Raw genomic sequence first — 18,792 nt, forward strand, 5'->3', positions numbered from 1 at the left:
ATGCTCGGCTACCTCCGTCAGGACAGCTCCATTCCGGTTGATATTCAAGATAGCGAGTTCACGAAAGACCTGTTGGGTCATTACCTATGCAGTACATACGATGAGGCCGTGAACAACGGCGGACGACCGTTTGACGTGGTGGTGATCGGCGCCGGCATGTTTGGAGCTTATGCCGCGGACAAAATCTATCGAGCAGGTACCGACCAGAACTTGCGCATTCTCCTGCTCGATGCCGGTGGTTACCTGGTCTTCACGCATGTCCAGAATTTGCCGCACCTTGGCTTGAATCCACCGGACGCGGCGTTGGTCACACGGAACGAGCAGGATCCGAAACGGCGTCTGGGGCATTCCCTGGCACAGCAACCTGCCCTTACCGGGTTGGCGTACTGCCCGGGTGGGCGTTCGTTGTTCTGGGGCGGCTGGGCTCCCGCGCTAACCGCGGCAGATCTTGGCGAGTGGCCAAAGAACGCGCGTGATTTCCTCAATGCCAACTATGCGGATGTCGAGCTCGAAATCGGTGTTCAGGACAAGGCGGACTTTCGCTCCAGACCGCTCAACGCTGCGCTCAATACGCAGCTAAAGTCAATGACGACGGGTGCCAATCCGATCATTCCTTCGGTGACTGTTGACGTCGTTGACGAACCGCCCATAGCCGTGCAGGCGAGCGCACGTCACTGTCACGCCGTATACATGAATCGCACAGCCGGCTTTCCAGTACCTCCAGGACGTACAACAGCGACAACGCATTTCAGGTCCATGTTCGCCTCCTCCAATCGATTGACGGGGCACCGAGGACCGCTATCCCTTCCGCCCCCAACTTGCATCGACGGCAGCCTGAATCTCGCCAGCGTCCTGAACACCGGCCTGCGTCATTTGCCAGGCGATTTCCGCTGTGCCAAGGCATACCTTGCACCTGACTGCCATCTGGTCCTCGAAGCCTTTGCTGTCATCGGGCTCGTCACGGTGTTTGGTGCGGCGGGCATGATGGCGGCACACCCATATTCGAATGAGTGCCTCTCATCATCAGCAGCATCGACAACGGACAAGTCAGCGCAGAGACTGCAACGACGAGCGTTTGGCAGCGCCCCTCTCAACTGAGGTAGCGCCCAGTACGCAACGCCGAGCGCCAGCGCAAAAGCAATCGCAATAGGGCCATCGTCTTCGGGTTGCACTTCATCATCAGTTCCCTTTGAAAGTCAGACTGGATGTTGACGATGCCCAAGCGCAGCACGCACTACTTCGACGGCGCTGTTCCCGCCTGCCCGGCGTACTTGAGCATGATGTCGCCCATTGCACGCATCATTTCTCCATGCATGCGCATCGCAGTCTTCGGGTCCAAGCCTGCCGTCCCGCCCATCATCGGGCAGCTTCCCATCATTCCGTTCATTGCCATCATGCCGCCCATCATCGAACCGTGTTCATACTCGCGGCCCTGCTGGGTTGCATTTGACGAACTGGCGGTGCCCGCTGCCAGGGCGACGGTACCTGTCGCGGCCAAAAGCACGGAAGCAATGGCCGTTCGAATCAATTTCGCGTTCATACGTGTATCTCCGAATTCGGATATATCCAGATAGAAGGTAGGTTGGTCGCGCACGGCCCCGCGCATTGCATGCGCGTCGGACGTGCGTTAAGCCACGGTGTCAAACCGCAAAAATCTAGTCGTTGAGCGAACTACAGCGAGCGGGGAGGAGGCGCCGGCAGTTCAGGAATGAACTGCTTCGCGAAGGGGCTGGCGACAGCCCGGTAGACGGGTGAGGAAGGAACAACCATAACCGTGTGGGTCATGGGTATGGCGGGCATACCACAGAGGACGCCGCCGATGCTGCCATTGCAGGACGCGTTGGCATTGACCGTATGGTGACCGGCAACCTGCCCACACGCAGTCACTTCAGATACGTGTGCAGCATGCGTTTGCTGCTGCGCGCTCGGCATCGACGCGGTCATCGACTCCATTTGGGGGCAAACCGACATCTGCGCCGGATAGCCGAGCAGCGGCAACCACGCAATCAGAAAGCAAGCGACCAGTTTGACCCAGAGCTTCATGGATTCAGTATATGCCTTGACGCAAGAGGCTGTCACGGCGCGCAGCGACATTGGCATTTCGTATCAACGCTACTTCCCCCATTGCCTCAGGTGAGCCGCGAACGCGTCGGCACCGATGAATCCGACGAGCTGCGCATCAGGTTGCTGCCGGCCACTTCTGTCGTAGAAGATGAGTGCTGGCGGACCAAATAACCCGAAGCGACGGAGCATCGCGGTGTCCTCCGCCGTGTTCTTCGTCACGTCAATGCGCAGCAGCTTCCAGTGAGCGAATTCACTGACGACCTGAGGGTCCGTGAACGTAAATCGCTCGAGCTCCTTGCAGCTGATGCACCAGTCAGCGTAGAAATCGACCATGACCGGCTGACCATTCGCTGCCTTGAGCGCCTGGGCCAGTTCGGCATTCGACCGTATCGCTTCGAACCGTGTGGTCGAATCCGCTTCCGCCTTCGCGCGCGGTGTCGAGGACGTGCGCATCACGCCACCAAGCGGCTCCAGGATATCGAAGTTGCCCGACACGACTCCGACGAACTCCGCGACGCCTGCGACCAGGAGCAGCATACCGACCGCTTTCCCCAGGCGGAAAATGCCAGGTGCGTCGGCCGGCAATGGGTCGATGGCCCGGAGCATCATGCCGCAGCTCACGAGCAACGCCGCGACGAGCACCATGAGCAGCCAGTCCGGCAACAGCGAATAGACAAACCAAAGGGCAGCGGCGAGCAGCAGGAAGCCCAATGCATTCTGTACCGCTACCATCCATCGGCCAGCTCTCGGGAGTACCTGAGCACCAAACGTCCCGACCGCCAGCAGCGGAATCCCCAGTCCTAACGCCAACACATACAGGGCAAGGGCGCCGCCGAGCACATCGTGACTGTTCGCGATATAAAGCAGCGCGCCCGCAAGCACAGGCGTCGAGCATGGTCCGACAATCAGGGCAGACAACATGCCCATCACGAACACCGCGCCAACACGGCCGCCTGGCAGCCGGTTAGTCCATGCCGAGGCTCTTGTTTGCAAACTGGCCGGCAGCTGGAACCGGAATACGCCGAACATAGCAAGCGCAAGGAACACCATCAGCAGACCAAACGCTGCGAGCACCCATGGCCGCTGCGTAACCGCGACCAGCGGAATGCCGGCCAGCGCGGCAATCGTTCCCGCAACAGCGTAGGTGAGCGCGAGGCCCTGCACGTAGGCGAATGAAAGTCCGAAGCCTCGATAAAGCGTTGACCTCCCCCGGCCACCACCTATGACAGCCGTCACGATGGGAACCAGTGGATACATGCAAACCGTTCCGGCCATGAGCAGGCCTGCGAGCAAAAATCCCAACAGTTCAGGGACTGAAATGCCATTTGCCGGTCGCAGGTTGATACCGAATACCGTGAGCGAAGGATTCACGCCTGTGTCGCGGAATCCGGCAGCGCTTGCCGTGGTGTTGTTCCCGGCCGCGACGGAAGTGACGACTCCGTCGGCCGCGATTCGATAGGTCCGCGTCTGCGGCGGGTAGCAGACACCGATGTCCGCGCACCCCTGCGAAGTGACGGATAGCACGACGCTGGTCGAGACGGGATGTGACAACGCAAGCTGGATTTCCACCGGCTGATGATAGACCGTGACCATGCCGAATGTCGGGTCGTTCTTCTCTTCCCCGGCAGGCATGTGGTCCGGCTTTATCGGTGCGCCGTCCACGGCGAAGTCGAACCGGTCCCGATACAGGTAATAGCCCGCGTGCGTCCTGAAATCGAGGGTGACCTGCTGAGGCGCGCTGAGCGTAACCGTCAACGGGAATGCCTGGTCCGGTGCCAGCAGGTCGGTCTCGCTTACGGCATGGGCACCCAGAGACGTCAACGCGACGAACAGAACAAGTGCGGCGTGCAACACCCGCCTGAACGCGTCGTTCGCACGGCAATTCCATTGCCCGACGCTGATTGATACGTCCCGCATCTCTCGCTCCCTCCATGCAAACCAGTCCGCAGGCCAACCGTTAGCGATCAGCCTGCGGCCACCGTGTCAACACCGCATCACGACTGCTTTTCCATCTTCACGATAGTCAACGTACCGTTGACGTTTTCAACGCGCACCTTGACCTTGTCGCCTTCGTGAACCTGCCTGGCCATCGCCGCATCCTTTGCCATGAATGCCATGGTCATCGGCGGCATGCCAACGTTTTCGAGTGCACCGTGTTTCAGCGTGACCATGCCCGTGGCGGTATCGACGTTCTTGACCTCCGCATCAGTCAGAGCCGTGCTGACCGATGCTTTCGTCGCCGAAGGTTTCCCGGACATGCTCATACCGGCCATTTCGTCACCTGCGAACGCGGGTGCCGTCACAACGGCGGCGATAGCCGAAAACGCAACAATCATTTTCTTCATTGAATCTCTCCAGTTTCGGTTGATGGCACTTTCGCGCCGGAAGGTACTGCATGAGAAAACCGCGTGTCCTCGCTTCGCGCAACGCGACGGCGCTGCAACAGAAACCAGGCGGCGGGAATGACAAACATCGAGAGGATGGGCGCGGTCACCATCCCGCCCACCATGGGCGCGGCGATGCGCCGCATCACTTCGGAACCCGCTCCATGGCCGACCATGATGGGAATGAGGCCGGCTAGTACGACGGCAACCGTCATCGCTTTAGGCCGCACGCGCAGCACGGCGCCTTCGCGAATCGCGTCGAGCAGCGTGGCCTCGTCAAGAGGCTCACCGAGTTCGAGTCGCCGGTTGAGAGCGCCCTTCAGATAGAGCAGCATGACGACGCCGAACTCCGCCGCTACACCCGCGAGCGCAATGAATCCCACGGATGTCGCGACGGATACCGCATGACCCAGTATCCAGATGAACCAGAATCCGCCGACCAGCGCGAAGGGCACCGTCGACATCAGGAGGAGCGCGTCGGCAGCCGAGTTGAACGTCAGGAACAGCAGCACGAAGATGACGACGAGCGTCACGGGAACGACGGTTCGCAACTTTGCCTCCGCACGCTCGAGGTACTCGAACTGGCCCGACCAGCTAATCGAGTATCCAGGCGGAAGCGTGACCTTTTCCGCCACGGCCTGCTGCATCGCTTTCACCGCCGACTGCAGGTCCACGTTCCGGATATCGACGTAGACATAGCCTGAAAGCCGTGCGTTTTCGCTGCGAATCGACGGCGGGCCGTCGGCAATCCGGATGTCGGCCACATCGCCGAGCCGGATTTGCGCGCCCCGGTCCGTGACCACTGGCAACTGGCGCAGCTTCTCGAGCGAATCGCGTATCTCGCGCGGATAGCGGATGTTGATGGGAAAGCGCTCCCGCCCCGCAATCATTTCGCCGACGTTTTCGCCCCCGACGGCCGACGACACGACGGACTGGATATCGCTGACGGAAAGGCCGTAACGTGCGGCAGCCTGGCGGTTGATGTCGACGTCGATGTACCTGCCGCCATTCAGCCGCTCGGCAAGGGCTGATGTGACGCCCGGCACGTTCCTGACTGTGGTCTCGACCTGCGCGGCCACCTTGTCAATCTGATTGAGGTCCGGCCCGGAAATCTTCACGCCGACGGGCGACTTGATACCCGTCGACAGCATGTCCAGCCGGTTACGAATGGGCGGGACCCAGAGGTTTGAAAGCCCTGGCACCTTCACCGTCCGGTCGAGTTCGTCCAGGAGCTTCTCCGGCGTCATGCCGGGGCGCCACTGCCTGCGAGGCTTGAACTGAATCGTGGTTTCGAACATCTCGAGGCCCGGCGCCGGGTCCGTGGCAGTCTCGGCCCTGCCCGACTTGCCGAACACCGTCGCCACTTCGGGTACCGTCTTGATGAGCCGGTCGGTCTGCTGCAACAGCTCGGCCGCTTTTTCGGTCGAAATGCTGGGGAGCGCCGTCGGCATGTAAAGCAAGTCGCCCTCGTCGAGCGGCGGCAGGAACTCTCCGCCCAGTCGCGTCAGCGGAATCGCGGTGAGTACGAGCGCGACAACGGCGAGTCCGATGGTGAACCAGGGACGCCGCAGCGTGGCTTCCAGCAACGGCCGGTACAGGCGCACCAGCACGCGATTGATGGGATTGGACGTCTCATGCGGAATGCGCCCTCGAATCAGGTATCCCATCAGCACCGGCACCAGGGTCACTGACAGACCGGCAGCGGCAGCAATCGTGTAGGTCTTCGTGAATGCCAGCGGCGAGAAGAGCCTGCCTTCCTGGCCCTCCAGTGAGAACACCGGAATGAACGACAACGTGATGATGAGCAGCGAGAAGAAGAGCGCCGGTCCGACCTCCGCCGCCGATGTCGCAATCAGCTCCCATCGCTGCGCGACCGTTATCGGTTCATCAGGATGTTCATGCTCGAACGCCTCCAGATGCTTGTGGGCGTTTTCAATCATCACGATGGCCGCGTCAATCATCGCGCCGATGGCTATCGCAATCCCGCCCAGCGACATGATGTTCGCATTGACGCCCTGATAGCGCATCACGATGAACGCGGCCAGCACACCAAGCGGCAGCGACAGGACGGCCACGAACGCGCTACGCAGATGGAACAGGAACACGGCACAGACAATCCCGACGACGATAAACTCCTCTACTAGCATGTCCTTCAGGTTGTCCACCGCGTTTTCGATAAGCTGTGAGCGGTCGTAGGTCGTCACGACTTCGACGCCGGCTGGCAACGAACGCTTCAGGTCAGCGAGCTTTGACTTCACCGCCTCGATGGTCGTCAGCGCGTTTTTGCCGGAACGCATCACGACGACACCGCCAGCCACTTCGCCTTCACCGTTGAATTCGGCAATGCCTCGACGCGGCTCGGGCCCAATCTGGATGCGTGCAACGTCTCCGAGCAGCACCGGCGTTCCCGCATCATTGGTCCGAAGGACGACGTTACGAAAATCATCCAGCGAGTGCAGATAGCCTGACGAGCGAACCACATACTCGGACTCGGCCAGTTCGACGACCGAGCCGCCAGACTCCTGGTTGGCCTTGCCGAGCGCGTCGGCCACCATCGCCTGCGTGATGCCGTACGCGCGCAGCTTGTCCGGGTCCAGCACGACCTGATACTGGCGCACCATCCCGCCGACGCTCGCCACTTCCGACACGTCCGGGACGGACTTGAGTTCGAACTTCAGGAACCAGTCATTGAGCGCTCTGAGTTGCCCGAGGTCATGCTTCCCGGTCCTGTCGACGAGCGCGTATTCGTACACCCAGCCCACGCCCGTTGCGTCAGGTCCGAGCGAGACCGTTGCACCCTGAGGAAGCCGGCTTTGCACCTGGTTCAGGTATTCGAGTACACGTGAGCGGGCCCAGTACGGGTCGGTCTTGTCATCGAACAGCACGTAGGCGAAGGCGTCGCCGAACGACGAATACGCGCGGATGGTCTTCGCGCCTGGTACGCCCAGTAACGTTGTTGTGAGCGGATAGGTCACCTGGTCCTCGATGACCTGCGGTGCCTTGCCCGGATACGACGCCTTGATGATGACCTGCGTATCGGAGAGGTCCGGCAGCGCATCCAGTGGCGTATGCGACACCGAATACACACCCCATGCGGTGACAAGCACCGTCGCAAGCAGCACGAGGAAGCGGTTATGGATGGACCAGCGGATGAGGCGCGCAATCATTTCGCGCCTCCCGCCGGTTCAACCTTCGTCACCTGGTAACCATCATCCGACTGTTTGAAGACGAAGCGGACGCTCTGGCCAGACTTCACGTCCGGGAAGGCATCGGACGCGGGCTTGCTGAACGTCATCGTCATCGCGGGCCAGCTGAGCGCCGGCACGGGCTGATGCGAGAAAGTGATGTCCTTGCCCGTGACGTGTTCCACCTTCCCGGTTGTTTCGTAAGTCGCGGCCGTACTCGCACTCGCAGTTGCTCCAGGCGCGGACACCGCTGCCTCAGGATTTGCCCCAGCGCCCGTACTGCCTTCGAGCCGTGGCAGCACCGACTTCAGGCTGGCTTCGGAATCGATGAGGAACTGGCCGGATGCGACGACCGTATCGCCGTCCTTCAGGCCGCTGAGCACCTCGGTCTCGTTGCCGACATCGTTGCCGACGGTCACCGAGAGCGGTTGCAGACGGCCATCTCCGTTCTTCACAATGACCACGGAGCGCTTGCCCGTCGTGATGACCGCCTCCGAGGGCACCAGCAACCGCGAAACCATCTTCTGCCCGCCGACCCGCACACGCATCAACATGCCGGGCGTCAGCTTCAGCGCAGCGTTGTCGATTTCGAGCCGTGCCTGAAGCGTACGGCTGGTGGTGCTGATGCCCGGCAGGATTTCGCGAATCTTCCCGCTGAAGTGCTGCGTCGGGTCGCCAGAGAACGTCGCATCCACCGTCATGCCGGGCTGCACGTTCAGCGCGAGGGCCTCGGGAATTTCGACGATGAGCCATAGCTTCGAGAGACCCGCGACCTTGGCAAGCGTCTCGCCAGGCGTAACCTGCGCGCCGTCGCGCACGTTCAGTTCGCTCACGACGCCGGTTTCGGGCGACGAGAGGACGACGTGTGTCTGAACCTTTCCTGTCCGGTCAAGGCTGGCGATGAGCCCGTCCGGAATCGAGAGCACACGCATCCGCGCGCGTGATGCTTCCAGCAGGCCCATGTCCATCCCGCCGCGCTTGAGCGACAGATATTCTTCCTGCGGCGCGAGCCAGTCGGGCACAAACAGGGACGCTATCGGCGCGCCCTTGCTTATCCGCTGCATCGGGGCGCCGGCGTACAGATGGTCGATATAGCCAGTCACGCGTGACTGCACGACATCAGCGCGGGATTCATCGAACTGCGTGGTGCCAACCGCGTCGAATCCGTCTGAGGTGTCCTGCCGCCGCACGGCCGCATAGCGGATGCCGAGGTTTTGCTGCAAACCCGGGTCAATCTTGACGCCCGCCGTGCCACCGCCTTCATCCGCGTAGACGGGCTCCAGCTGCATGTCCATGAAGGGCGACTTGCCAGGCTTGTCAAAGTGCTGCGCCGGCACCATCGGGTCGTGCCAGTAAAGCACCTTGCGACCCGTCTTCGGGTCGACCTTGTCGCCCGTCGAAGTTGTAGCGGCACCATTCGCAGATACGCCCATTCCATTTGTTGCGACGTGACGTGTGCCCGCGAAGTAGCCTGCGCCCAGCAGGGCCGCGCCGGCGAATACCAGTAATACCGCGCGGACCAGTGGTTTATTCATCATCGTTTTCTCCTTCACCGCGCTGCAGCCATCGTCGACGGCACAACCTGGTATTCAAGCTGTGCCCAGGTCTGAGAAACGTCGCGTTTGAGGTCGAGCACCTGAAGCTGCGCATCGAGTTGCGCGCGGCGAGCCGCGAATGTATCGGCAAGCGAGCCCGTTCCTGACCGGTATGCGGCGTTCGCGAGTTGCACACGCTGGTCGGCAGAAGGCAGGAGAGACTGGCTGAGATTCGCGATGCGCTCCCGGCCACTGGCGAGCGTGGCGGACCGTGCCTGGATGTCCGCTTCAACCTGTCGCTGTGTGTCCTCATACAGCAGACGTGCCCTGGTGGCGAGTTCTGCCTTTTCGGCGGCGTCGCGGTTCTGACGGTTCTTGCGGTTGATGGGCAGCGGGATGCTTACACCCACTGACACCATGTTCGAGTACGCACCGCCTCGCTGCTGGTACGCAACCTCCCAGGTCCAGTTGGGACTGCGCTCGCTGTTCGCGACTGCCGTGTCGGCGTCGGCGACGGCGATGTCGTCGGCCGCTGCGATAAGCGCGGGCTGAACCTGCTTCAACTCCTCAGCAGGCAGTGACGACACGAACGACTCTGGCGCCGGCGGTTCGCCCGTGACATCGGAAACGGGCGTCCCTGTCCAGCGCGAGAGTGTGATAAGTGCGGTCCTGTAGGTCTGCCCGGCCTTGAGCACCTGGTCCTGCGTCTGCGCGAGCATCGCCTGGGTCTGCACGACATCAGCGGCCGTCGCCTTCGCGCCCCGGTACGAGGCTTTCGTCGCGGCGAGTTCGTGGTTCATGTGGTCCAGCAGTTCATGCTGCAGCGACACGGCCTTCTTTGCGTAGATGGCGCTCAGCCATGCACCTGCCGTCTGCTCACGGACGTTGGCGAGTTGCAGCAGATAGCCGTCGTGTTCACGCCCGACCATCTGGTTCGCAAGTGTCGAACGCAGACGGCGCTTGTCGCCCGAGACCCATTCCTGCTCGATGCCGATGCGGCGCATCGTCATGAAGTCCTGGCCGATGGTGAATTTTTGTGGCCCGGTGACGGGCAGGTTGTCGATACCAGCCTTGAGCATCGGGTCCGGCAACTGGCCAGCCTTGACGGCGGCTTCTGAGCCGGCGCGTTCCGATGCCTGCGCTGCCTGCATGGCCGCAGAGCGGTCGGTTGCGGACTGCAAGGCGGCCTCAAGCGTGAAGGACGCGTTCTGGGCGTGCGCGGCGGCGCTCGCGAGCATCAGCGCGACGACGAGCAAGCGCGCGCGCAGTGGTGCACGCCAGCGCAGTGGCGTGCCGATAGTTTCAGGTTGCATGTTCTAACCCCAACGGCGGAGACCCATAGGGCATCCACGTCCTGGACGCAGGACGACCTCACCGCAAACGCGGTGAACCAGTCAGAAAGGGATTAGATTGCTCGAGGAGGTCGCCACAGCCCGCCCGGTTCCCGGACGGTGAGCGACTGTGCATAGTGGAAGACAACGCGACTTCCCACGGACGTGGGGTGGCTAACGGTCGCGGTTACAGCGGGATGGTACAGACTACCGAACTGGCACTGGGCCGTCACCTTGCAGAAACTGCTTTTTGCCTTGTCGGCCGAAGACGATTTCATCGAGTCGCAACCCGGCATGACGGCAGACATGCCGTCGTCCATCGACATCGACTGTTGCATTGGACACTCCCCGGCCATACCACTGGCTGCCAGCCCACTGATGGGCAGCACCGCGCAAAGCAGCAGGATGAAGAGGGTCCGAAGCAGTTTCATGGTCGCAAGTGTAGGCCAGCTATTTTATTCACATTCCGGGGGATTTGTATCTGGAATGCACGTGAGCCAACACCGGCGCAGCTGGTCGCGTCAAAGACGTGCAGGCTAGGTTGTACCCGGCAGCGGACTGGAGACAAGAATCGCTGCGGCGACCAGCACACCCGCCAGCACGATGGACTCAACATGCAACACTGCGGCGAAGCGCTTCAGTGGTCGCGGAGGTGATTCCGATAACAATTCCTTCAGGGACGCAAGCAGCGGCGGCATTCCAAAGAAACGATTGTGTCCGCCAAGTGCGACGGCTATGACCACGAGCGCAAGCTTGAGCAGCAATATCTGGCCGTATGCGGATGTCCACAAGTTCTCGGGCGTCGCTACGCCGCGCCAGGCGTTATATGCTCCGGTGGCGAATAGGACGAACAGCGCGAATGTTGCGGCACCCGAAAGTGACTGGATGAACGCAGCAGTGTTCGCGCGGTCGGTGGCAGGTGCGTTGAGCACACGCGGAACGACGATGTATGTCGTCACAAGCACGATGCCTACCCATACGCTGATGGCAAGGAAATGCATCCAGTCTGCCCAGACCGGAATGCTGAACGCACCGGCGTCGACTGGGTGACCCGCATGACTGCGTGACAATGCAACGCCCGCGAAGGCGAGCCAGATAACCGGCTTGAGGCGAATCGGCTTGCCCGACTGCACGAGTGATAGCACCACCACACCGAGCATGAAGGCCGCGCCTGCCAGCCATGCATGACCAAAGCCGGTTTCCAACAGCATCGAGCGGACGGCAGGCCCGGCCTCACTGAGTGTGGATTCGCTCATTAGCGCGCAATGAATCCAGAACGCGAACGCGCTGCTTGCGAGAGCCGTCAGTGAAGCAATGCGCAAGGTGAGCAGCAGACGCATGCTGACGCCGGCCTGCCATCGCGAATGGCTGCGCGCAAGCCACGTGTCGCAGAGAAGCGCTCCAACAAGGGCAGCGAAGCCGATGTTCTGCAATGCCACCATTGCCAGCCGCAGGCCGCCGAGGAAACCGTCGTTCATCACTTCACCATGAAGGCGTAGGTGCCCTTGGTCTTATGAGCGTCATGCGTCATGACCGCCCATTGCACCGTGTATGAGCCTGAGGCAAGCTTCGGAACCGCAACCGTTAGCACACGGGGATTCGACGAATCCACCTTCGCCTTTTCTTTGGTCGCGGGCGCGCCCGATGCGTCAACGACCTTGATTGTGCTGAACGACGACTCCAGGTCCTCGTTGAAAGTCAGCCGGAGTGCGTCAGGCGCAACATCCGCCGTGCTTCCAGCGGCCGGCACCGCGTTTTCAAGCTTTCCGTGGGCGAATGCCAGAACCGGAAACAGTCCGACGCAGGCAGCAACGATACCGACCAGTTGATTTCGCATCGAAGTTTTCATGTTGTTCTCCCTGAGAGAAACGGGGCGACTGGATTCACGCAATACGAAGCGCCCCATCTGTCGTTACTGTTTCTGGAGTTTCGTCACTGTCAAGGCGCCGTTGATTTCTTCAGCAACGAAGTCAATTTTGTCGCCGAGCCTCACCCGGGACAGCATGGCCGGGTCCTTGACCTTGAACACCATCGTCATGGCTTCCATATCCAGGTTTTTGAGCGGCCCGTGCTTGATGGTCAGCTTCCCGGCAGCGGTATCCACTTTCTTCACCTCGCCATGTGACATGCTGTCCTTCGCGTCTGCGCCCTGTTGCTCGCCGCTTGCCATATTGCCCGTATCGCCGGCCGCATACGCGGTCGCTGAGATGGCCACGGCACAACCCATCACAATCGAAACAATCGCTTTCTTCATCACGCTCTCTCCCACAGTTGAAGTTAAAAATACCGGCCGGAGTCATGTCCGGCTCACACGAAATCAGCTATCCGGCAATTCGCCTGTGTACTCGTACGCCACGGTCCCTTTCGGGTGTTTGAACCAGCCCGGGTCGCGGTAGTCGTTGCGGCCGAGTCCCTCGCGCACCTTCACGACGCTAAACATGCCGCCCATTTCCAGCGCACCGAACGGCCCGGTACCGGTCATCATCGGCAGCGTGTTGTCAGGCAGCGGCATTTCCATCTCGCCCATCGAACCGCCCGCGCTGCCCATTGCCATGTAGTCCGGGACGAGCTTGCTGATGCGCTTGGCGAGGTCCTTCTGCGGCACGCCAATCAGGTTCGGCACCTGATGCCCCATCGCATTCATCGTGTGGTGCGACTTGTGGCAGTGAAACGCCCAGTCGCCAGGTCGGTTTGCCGTGAACTCGATGGCGCGCATCTGACCGACTGCGACGTCGGCCGTCACTTCAGGCCACCGTGCGGAGGGCGGAATCCAGCCGCCGTCGGTTCCTGCGACCTCGAAGCTGTACCCATGCAGATGGATGGGGTGGTTCGTCATCGTCAGGTTGCCGAAGCGGATGCGGACGCGGTCTCCGGCTCGTACGGGCAGCGGGTCGATGCCCGGAAAGACCCGTGCATTCCATGTCCACATATTGAAGTCCGTCATTTCATTGACGCGCGGCGTGAAGCTGCCCGGGTCGATGTCGTAGGCGGACATCAGGAACACGAAGTCGCGGTCCACCGGCATGACGCCACTGTCTTTCGGATGCACGATGAACGTACCCATCATCCCCATGGCCATCTGCACCATCTCGTCGGCATGCGGGTGATACATGAAGGTGCCGTGCTTCTCGAGCTGGAACTCATAGACGAACGTCTTGCCAGGCGGAATGTGCGGTTGCGTGAGACCACCCACGCCGTCCATTCCGGATGGCACCAGCATTCCGTGCCAGTGAACCGTGGTGTGTTCCGGCAGCTTGTTGGTCACGAAGATGCGAACCTTGTCGCCTTCGACCGCCTCGATGGTCGGACCGGGCGCCTGGCCGTTGTAGCCCCAGAGATTCGCCTTCATGCCGGCTGCCATTTCCCGCACGACCGGCTCGGCAATCAGATGGAATTCCTTCCAGCCGTTCTTCATACGCCATGGCAGCGTCCAGCCATTGAGTGTCGCGACGGGCGTATAGGGTCGACCGTTGGGCGGGACGAGGGGTTGCTGTGTGGCGGTTGTCTCCATCGTGGGCGCTTCCGGTAGCGACGCTGCACCCGCCTTGCTGACCAACGCTGCGCCGAGGAGCGCAGCGCCCGAACCGCCGAGAAAACTTCGACGTGAAACCATGTTCATTTACCTTCTGAATTCGTCGGCGACGCCGGTTGGGTCGCGGGAGCAGACAACGGTGAGTCCTGCGCCGGAGCCGGTGGTGTTGGCGTTGCAGGCGTCGGCGTTGCGTCGTTCTGCGGTGCGCCCGGCGCGTTTGCCATCGCGAGCGGCGGAAGGCGGCCGCCAAGGGACTGCTGCATGTCCGTCTCCGCGAGCCAGTAGTCCTTCAGCGCGTCGATGTAGCCGTTGACGGCAGCCACCTGGTCGCGCGAATCGGCGAGCAGTTCGAACACGCTTGCGAGCATGCCGTTGTAGCGCAGCAGCATTTCATCCGATATGGTCTTGCGTACCGGCACGACTTCGTCGCGGTAGTGCTTCGCTACGTCGTAGCTCGTCACATAGGCGGAGTACGACTCACGTACTTCGGAGCGGGCGTCAATCGCTGTCTGGGCGAGCCGGTTCGCAGACTGCATATAGATGGCTTCGGCGCGTGCGACCTTGGCGCTGCCCCAGTCGAAGAGGGGAATCTCGACACTGATTTCGTACCCGTGCTCGTGTCCCTTGTCGGTCTCGAAGTTGTTGAGATAGCCGACATCAAGCGCATTGATGAACCGGGTCGCCTTGCTAAGGCCGAGAGAGGTTGCGACGCTTTGCGTTCGCAGCTTCGCTGCCTGAATGTCCAGGCGGTTCTGCATCGCAAAGCTTTCGAGGTCGTTCAGTTGCGGCCTTTCCTTCGGAAGGTCAGGCAAACGCTCCGGCAGCGTGTACTGGGTTCCCGAACCCCATAGACCCATCGTGCGTGTGAGCTTTTCCCGAGCCATCACTGACTGCTGGCGTGCCTTGGCCAGCTGCGCAGTCGACTCCGCGTAAAAGGCCTGCTCACGTGCATAGTCGAGCTTGCTGAAATTGCCCGCCTGGCGCATGCGCGACGCGAGTTCTGCTCCTGCCTCGGACGAGTCCTTGACCTGCGCGGCGTAAAGGGCGGCCTGCTCTGCAGCCACGGCATTCACGTAGGCCTTTCGGGCGTCGGCTGCCACCGCGAGCATCGCGTTGGCGGTCTCGAGCTTCGTCTGCTCAAACCGGCGGCTTTCGATACGCGTCGCCACGGGCAGCGTGAGGACACCCAGTACGCCCATCGAAAATGTCCGGCTGATGCCGAAGCCATCGCTCCAGTGCGTACGGCTGAAGGTAAAGCCCGGATTAGGCAGGCGGCCCGCCTGGACGAGGTCGGCCTCGGAGATGCCGAGTTCGCCGTATGAAGCCTGGAGTCCACGGTTGTTCAGCAACGCAACCTGGACGGCGTCATCCATGCCGAGCGGCTTCGACAGCAGCTCCTGCGTACGCTTGAAGACGGCGTCGCGGTCCTCGTCGGTCTTGATGTAGACGGCATCCTTGCCGAGCCGCTCGGAAGCAGTCGTCGATACGGTGTTGAATCCACCGTCCTTCGAGAACGTCGAGCAGCCAGCCAAAAACATCGTCGCAATGGCGATGCATGCCACGCGGTTCGGGGCGACATATCGAATCATTTCGACTCGCCCCTGTGTTCGTGACTGGTCTTCGCATCGGGTGTCGCGCCTGGTTGCTGACCGTGCTTAATCCCCGCCGCACCCCGAGTCGGGCTAACGGCGCTGTTCAGCTGCCGCCAGCTGGGCGCTTCGCCATCCTGATACGACTTGTAGCCGTCGAACGCGGATTGCACGGTGACTGCCGGCACGGACGCCCCTGCATCCGTCGGGTCGGGAGCTGCCGTCGATGCATGCGCGAGCAACGGCAATACTGCGCCTGCGCTGACAAGCGCCGCAGAAATCGTTCGCATGAATTGTTCTCGTCGTGAACCATCCGGCGTCCGTGACGGACGCCAAAAAAACTTGCCGGTCGCAGCGAAAGGCTGCGAGAGCGCGGATTAGACGAGAATCAACCGGGGAGGACGCTCGATGCCGCCGGTCAGGAACGACGCGACGGGAGTGGCAAGTGGCGATGGTGTATGGAAATGAACAGCTTCAGTCGAAGCCGGTATCAAAGGTACGGAAAGCATCGCCACGCCGAAGCAGCACGACGCACACGTCGAACACGAATGGGCGTGATGATGCGCATCACCGTGATGATGGCCTTCCGGATGCGTATGCTCCAGACTTGCCGCTGTATGGACGTTGTGGTCGCTATCATCCAGCCCGACCTGCACCAGGTGATGGTGTGACGGCATGCCCTCGCCGGAGTGGCCCAGGCCACACTTCATCGAGACGGCCGCGAACGACTGAACCGGAAGGCTCAGCGCCAGCAGAACAACGATGAACAGTTTGCGCCAGTAGGACATGGAAGCGGAGTCTAGCACGTGGTTTTGCGGGTCTGTAAGCTCGAAAGCGTGTCAACGCGTAACAGTTTGCCCGGCGCCGACGGAGTGAAGCTTACTCAGTGGGTTCTGACGCGGGGATGGCTACCGGATGACCGATTTTTCACACTCGCGAAGATGAAAAAAATGTCATGAGCCCGTCATCTTGCCGCCGCTGAACAATGTCTACGCTCGCTAGAATCGGTGTCTTCCGACCCGGGAAACGCTGAGGCCTGCTCCATGCGCATACTGATTATTGAAGACGAACTCAAGATGGCCTCATACCTCAAGAAGGGGCTGACTGAGGCGAGCTTCACCGTAGATATCGCCGAGGACGGTAGCAATGGTCTTTTTCTCGCCTTGCACGAGGAGTTCGACCTCATCGTCCTCGATGTAATGCTCCCCGGAATCGACGGGTTCGAACTGCTCCGGCGGTTGCGCAAGGAGAAAGAGACACCCGTCCTGCTGCTGACCGCGCGGGACACGGTTGCCGACAAGGTGGAGGGTCTTGAACTCGGGGCGGACGACTATCTCGCGAAGCCCTTTGCGTACGCTGAGTTTCTCGCCAGAATCCGTTCGCTACTGCGTCGCGCACCCCGAGCAGTCAAAGATGTCCTTCGCATCGGCGAACTGGAGGTCGACCTTATCAAGCGCAGGGTGAGGCGCGGCGATGTCCGTATCGAGCTGACAGCACAGGAATTCTCCCTGCTGCAGTTGCTGGCCGAGCGGCAGGGCGAAGTGTTGACGCGCACGTTCATCACATCGCAAATCTGGGACATAAATTTCGACAGCGACACAAACGTTGTCGATGCAGCCGTCAAGCGCCTGCGCGCGAAAATCGACAATTCGTTTGAGACGAAGCTGCTGCACACGGTCCGGGGAATGGGCTACGTGCTCGAGGACCGCTCGTGACCGCGCGCAAGGCACCATACTCGCTGCTCAGGAGACTGACCGGCGCGTTTGCGCTCGCTGCCCTTGTCGTATTTGCCTTGATAGGTGCATTTCTTTATCGCTCCCTGTCGCGAGAGTTGCAGAGGCGGGACGACATTGAAATCACCGGCAAACTTGCGCAGTTCCAGCAACTCGTGCGCGATGCCGGGTCTCTTGGAGCGGTTCAGGCGAACCCCGCGATGTTTCATAAAGTGCTGCTGTCACACCCGGGCGTCTACCTGGGCATTTTCGACCAGCATAATCGCGTGCTGGTGGAGCATGCTGACCAGAAAAATGTCGACCTCGTTTCCGTTGTTCGTGATGACCATCCCGTAGGTACGCCATATACCTGTGACATAGCATCGACAGGGCCTTCCCGATGTATCTTCGCCGAGGAAAGCCTTCCCTCGCATGAGGTGGTGCGCGTAGTGGTGGCGCGCGCCGCTTCTGACCGGCAATCACTGCTGGAAAGCTATCGCGTTGACATCTGGGTTGCTGTCGCGTTCGGCGCCGCTCTGGTCGGAACGCTCGGTTACGCTGTGGCACGACAAGGACTTTTACCTGTCAGGAGCATAGGCCGCCAGACTTCACGCATCGAGGCACATAACCTGAGCGAGCGGCTCGACATCAAGGGCGGGCCAGTGGAGCTCCAGGAAATCGCACTCTCTGTCAACCGGATGCTCGACCGACTCGAAAGGGCATTCGTGCGCCTGTCCCAGTTCTCATCCGACCTGGCACATGACATGAGAACACCTCTCGCGAATGTCATCAGTGCATCGCAGGTCACGCTTTCCCGTACGAGAACGACGGAAGAATACGAAGCCCTTATCGACTCGAACATCGAGGAGTGCGAGCGACTCCACCGGATGATTGAGAACATGCTCTTTCTTGCGCGGACGGACAATGCGCAGCAGGTTCTCCACGTTTCCGAACTTGATGCCAAGGACGAACTGGGCAGGCTCGCCTCGTACTTCCAGGGGCTTGCGGAGGAGGCGGACATCCACCTTACGGTGGAAGGCAACGCGCGCGTCGCTGCCGACGCGACCCTGTTTCGGCGTGCAGTAAGCAATCTGATATCGAACGCCCTCGAGCACGCATTTCATGGCTCGTCAGTCGAACTCAGCGCGTCCGAATCGGCAAAGTACACAGTCATCGAAGTAACAAACCAGGGGCACTCCATTGCACCCGAACACGTCGACAAAATCTTCGAGCGATTTTATCGAGTGGACGCTTCCAGGCACGGTTCAGCGAAAAATACAGGCTTGGGACTTGCTATCGTGAAATCAATCATGGAACTCCACCGAGGCAAGGTAGACGTTGCAAGCTATGGTGAGCGCACAACCTTCACCCTGTATTTTCCCCGAGCCACCGGTACCTGAGCCAACCGGCGGAACCGGCGAAGGAAGTTGACCTTCCTGTCGTGGGAAGTTTCAGCATTG

The 18,792-nt window shown here is 60.9% G+C and carries 18 protein-coding genes; 3 read left to right on the plus strand and 15 right to left on the minus strand.

What is annotated here, in order from left to right:
• Nucleotides 1-1,098 carry a hypothetical protein gene (locus BMW76_RS41255; protein WP_177200468.1) on the plus strand — a complete coding sequence of 366 codons (1,098 nt, stop codon included), beginning with the start codon at nucleotides 1-3 and terminating at the stop codon, nucleotides 1,096-1,098.
• A 136-nt stretch (nucleotides 1,099-1,234) separates the two neighbouring features.
• Here the strand turns inward: BMW76_RS41255 and BMW76_RS23470 are convergent, their stop codons facing one another.
• The 15 genes from BMW76_RS23470 to BMW76_RS23540 all read right to left on the minus strand — a co-directional run bounded on the left by BMW76_RS23470 (nucleotide 1,235) and on the right by BMW76_RS23540 (nucleotide 16,408).
• Nucleotides 1,235-1,540 carry a hypothetical protein gene (locus BMW76_RS23470; RefSeq protein WP_090869677.1) on the minus strand — a complete coding sequence of 102 codons (306 nt, stop codon included), beginning with the start codon at nucleotides 1,538-1,540 and terminating at the stop codon, nucleotides 1,235-1,237.
• Between the two features lie 131 nt (nucleotides 1,541-1,671).
• Entirely contained in the window at nucleotides 1,672-2,043 is a 372-nt protein-coding gene (locus BMW76_RS23475; protein WP_090869679.1) for a hypothetical protein, read from the minus strand.
• Nucleotides 2,044-2,112: 69 nt separating this feature from the next.
• Nucleotides 2,113-3,981, minus strand: coding sequence for a protein-disulfide reductase DsbD (gene dsbD / locus BMW76_RS23480; protein WP_090869471.1), 1,869 nt, complete (start codon nucleotides 3,979-3,981; stop codon nucleotides 2,113-2,115).
• A gap of 77 nt (nucleotides 3,982-4,058) precedes the next feature.
• Nucleotides 4,059-4,409 (minus strand): copper-binding protein, encoded by a 351-nt coding sequence (locus BMW76_RS23485; RefSeq protein WP_090869473.1) that lies wholly within the window; start codon nucleotides 4,407-4,409, stop codon nucleotides 4,059-4,061.
• The gene (locus BMW76_RS23490; protein WP_090869475.1) at nucleotides 4,406-7,615 is read right to left on the minus strand and encodes an efflux RND transporter permease subunit; all 3,210 of its coding nucleotides are present in this window, start codon (nucleotides 7,613-7,615) and stop codon (nucleotides 4,406-4,408) included. The genes BMW76_RS23485 and BMW76_RS23490 overlap by 4 nt, the downstream gene beginning before the upstream one ends.
• On the minus strand, nucleotides 7,612-9,171 hold the full coding sequence (locus BMW76_RS23495; protein WP_090869477.1) for an efflux RND transporter periplasmic adaptor subunit: 1,560 nt from the start codon (nucleotides 9,169-9,171) through the stop codon (nucleotides 7,612-7,614). Before BMW76_RS23495 ends, BMW76_RS23490 begins: the two co-directional genes overlap by 4 nt.
• Nucleotides 9,172-9,182: 11 nt before the next feature.
• Nucleotides 9,183-10,481: a TolC family protein gene (locus BMW76_RS23500; protein ID WP_090869480.1), complete on the minus strand. Its 1,299-nt coding sequence runs from the start codon at nucleotides 10,479-10,481 to the stop codon at nucleotides 9,183-9,185.
• Between the two features lie 92 nt (nucleotides 10,482-10,573).
• The gene (locus BMW76_RS41940; protein WP_090869482.1) at nucleotides 10,574-10,930 is read right to left on the minus strand and encodes a hypothetical protein; all 357 of its coding nucleotides are present in this window, start codon (nucleotides 10,928-10,930) and stop codon (nucleotides 10,574-10,576) included.
• A 105-nt stretch (nucleotides 10,931-11,035) separates the two neighbouring features.
• On the minus strand, nucleotides 11,036-11,977 hold the full coding sequence (locus BMW76_RS23510; protein ID WP_090869484.1) for a copper resistance D family protein: 942 nt from the start codon (nucleotides 11,975-11,977) through the stop codon (nucleotides 11,036-11,038).
• Entirely contained in the window at nucleotides 11,977-12,348 is a 372-nt protein-coding gene (gene copC / locus BMW76_RS23515) for a copper homeostasis periplasmic binding protein CopC (RefSeq protein ID WP_090869681.1), read from the minus strand. Before copC ends, BMW76_RS23510 begins: the two co-directional genes overlap by 1 nt.
• Before the next feature lie 63 nt (nucleotides 12,349-12,411).
• Nucleotides 12,412-12,753 (minus strand): copper-binding protein, encoded by a 342-nt coding sequence (locus tag BMW76_RS23520; RefSeq protein ID WP_090869486.1) that lies wholly within the window; start codon nucleotides 12,751-12,753, stop codon nucleotides 12,412-12,414.
• Between the two features lie 63 nt (nucleotides 12,754-12,816).
• Nucleotides 12,817-14,112, minus strand: coding sequence for a copper oxidase (locus BMW76_RS23525; RefSeq protein WP_090869487.1), 1,296 nt, complete (start codon nucleotides 14,110-14,112; stop codon nucleotides 12,817-12,819).
• Nucleotides 14,113-14,114: 2 nt separating this feature from the next.
• On the minus strand, nucleotides 14,115-15,620 hold the full coding sequence (locus tag BMW76_RS23530; protein WP_090869489.1) for a TolC family protein: 1,506 nt from the start codon (nucleotides 15,618-15,620) through the stop codon (nucleotides 14,115-14,117).
• The gene (locus BMW76_RS23535; protein ID WP_090869491.1) at nucleotides 15,617-15,910 is read right to left on the minus strand and encodes a hypothetical protein; all 294 of its coding nucleotides are present in this window, start codon (nucleotides 15,908-15,910) and stop codon (nucleotides 15,617-15,619) included. The genes BMW76_RS23530 and BMW76_RS23535 overlap by 4 nt, the downstream gene beginning before the upstream one ends.
• An 87-nt stretch (nucleotides 15,911-15,997) precedes the next feature.
• A complete protein-coding gene (locus BMW76_RS23540; RefSeq protein WP_090869493.1) occupies nucleotides 15,998-16,408 on the minus strand; it encodes a hypothetical protein in 411 nt (136 codons plus the stop codon).
• A 255-nt stretch (nucleotides 16,409-16,663) separates the two neighbouring features.
• On the opposite strand from BMW76_RS23540, the gene BMW76_RS23545 reads away from it, so the two are divergent.
• Complete coding sequence (locus BMW76_RS23545; protein WP_090869495.1) at nucleotides 16,664-17,335, plus strand: heavy metal response regulator transcription factor; 672 nt, start codon at nucleotides 16,664-16,666, stop codon at nucleotides 17,333-17,335.
• Nucleotides 17,332-18,732, plus strand: coding sequence for a heavy metal sensor histidine kinase (locus BMW76_RS23550; RefSeq protein WP_090869497.1), 1,401 nt, complete (start codon nucleotides 17,332-17,334; stop codon nucleotides 18,730-18,732). The genes BMW76_RS23545 and BMW76_RS23550 overlap by 4 nt, the downstream gene beginning before the upstream one ends.
• Nucleotides 18,733-18,792: the final 60 nt, after the last annotated feature.

Origin of the sequence: Paraburkholderia diazotrophica, from assembly GCF_900108945.1 — a bacterium.
Taxonomy (GTDB): Bacteria; Pseudomonadota; Gammaproteobacteria; order Burkholderiales; family Burkholderiaceae; genus Paraburkholderia; species Paraburkholderia diazotrophica.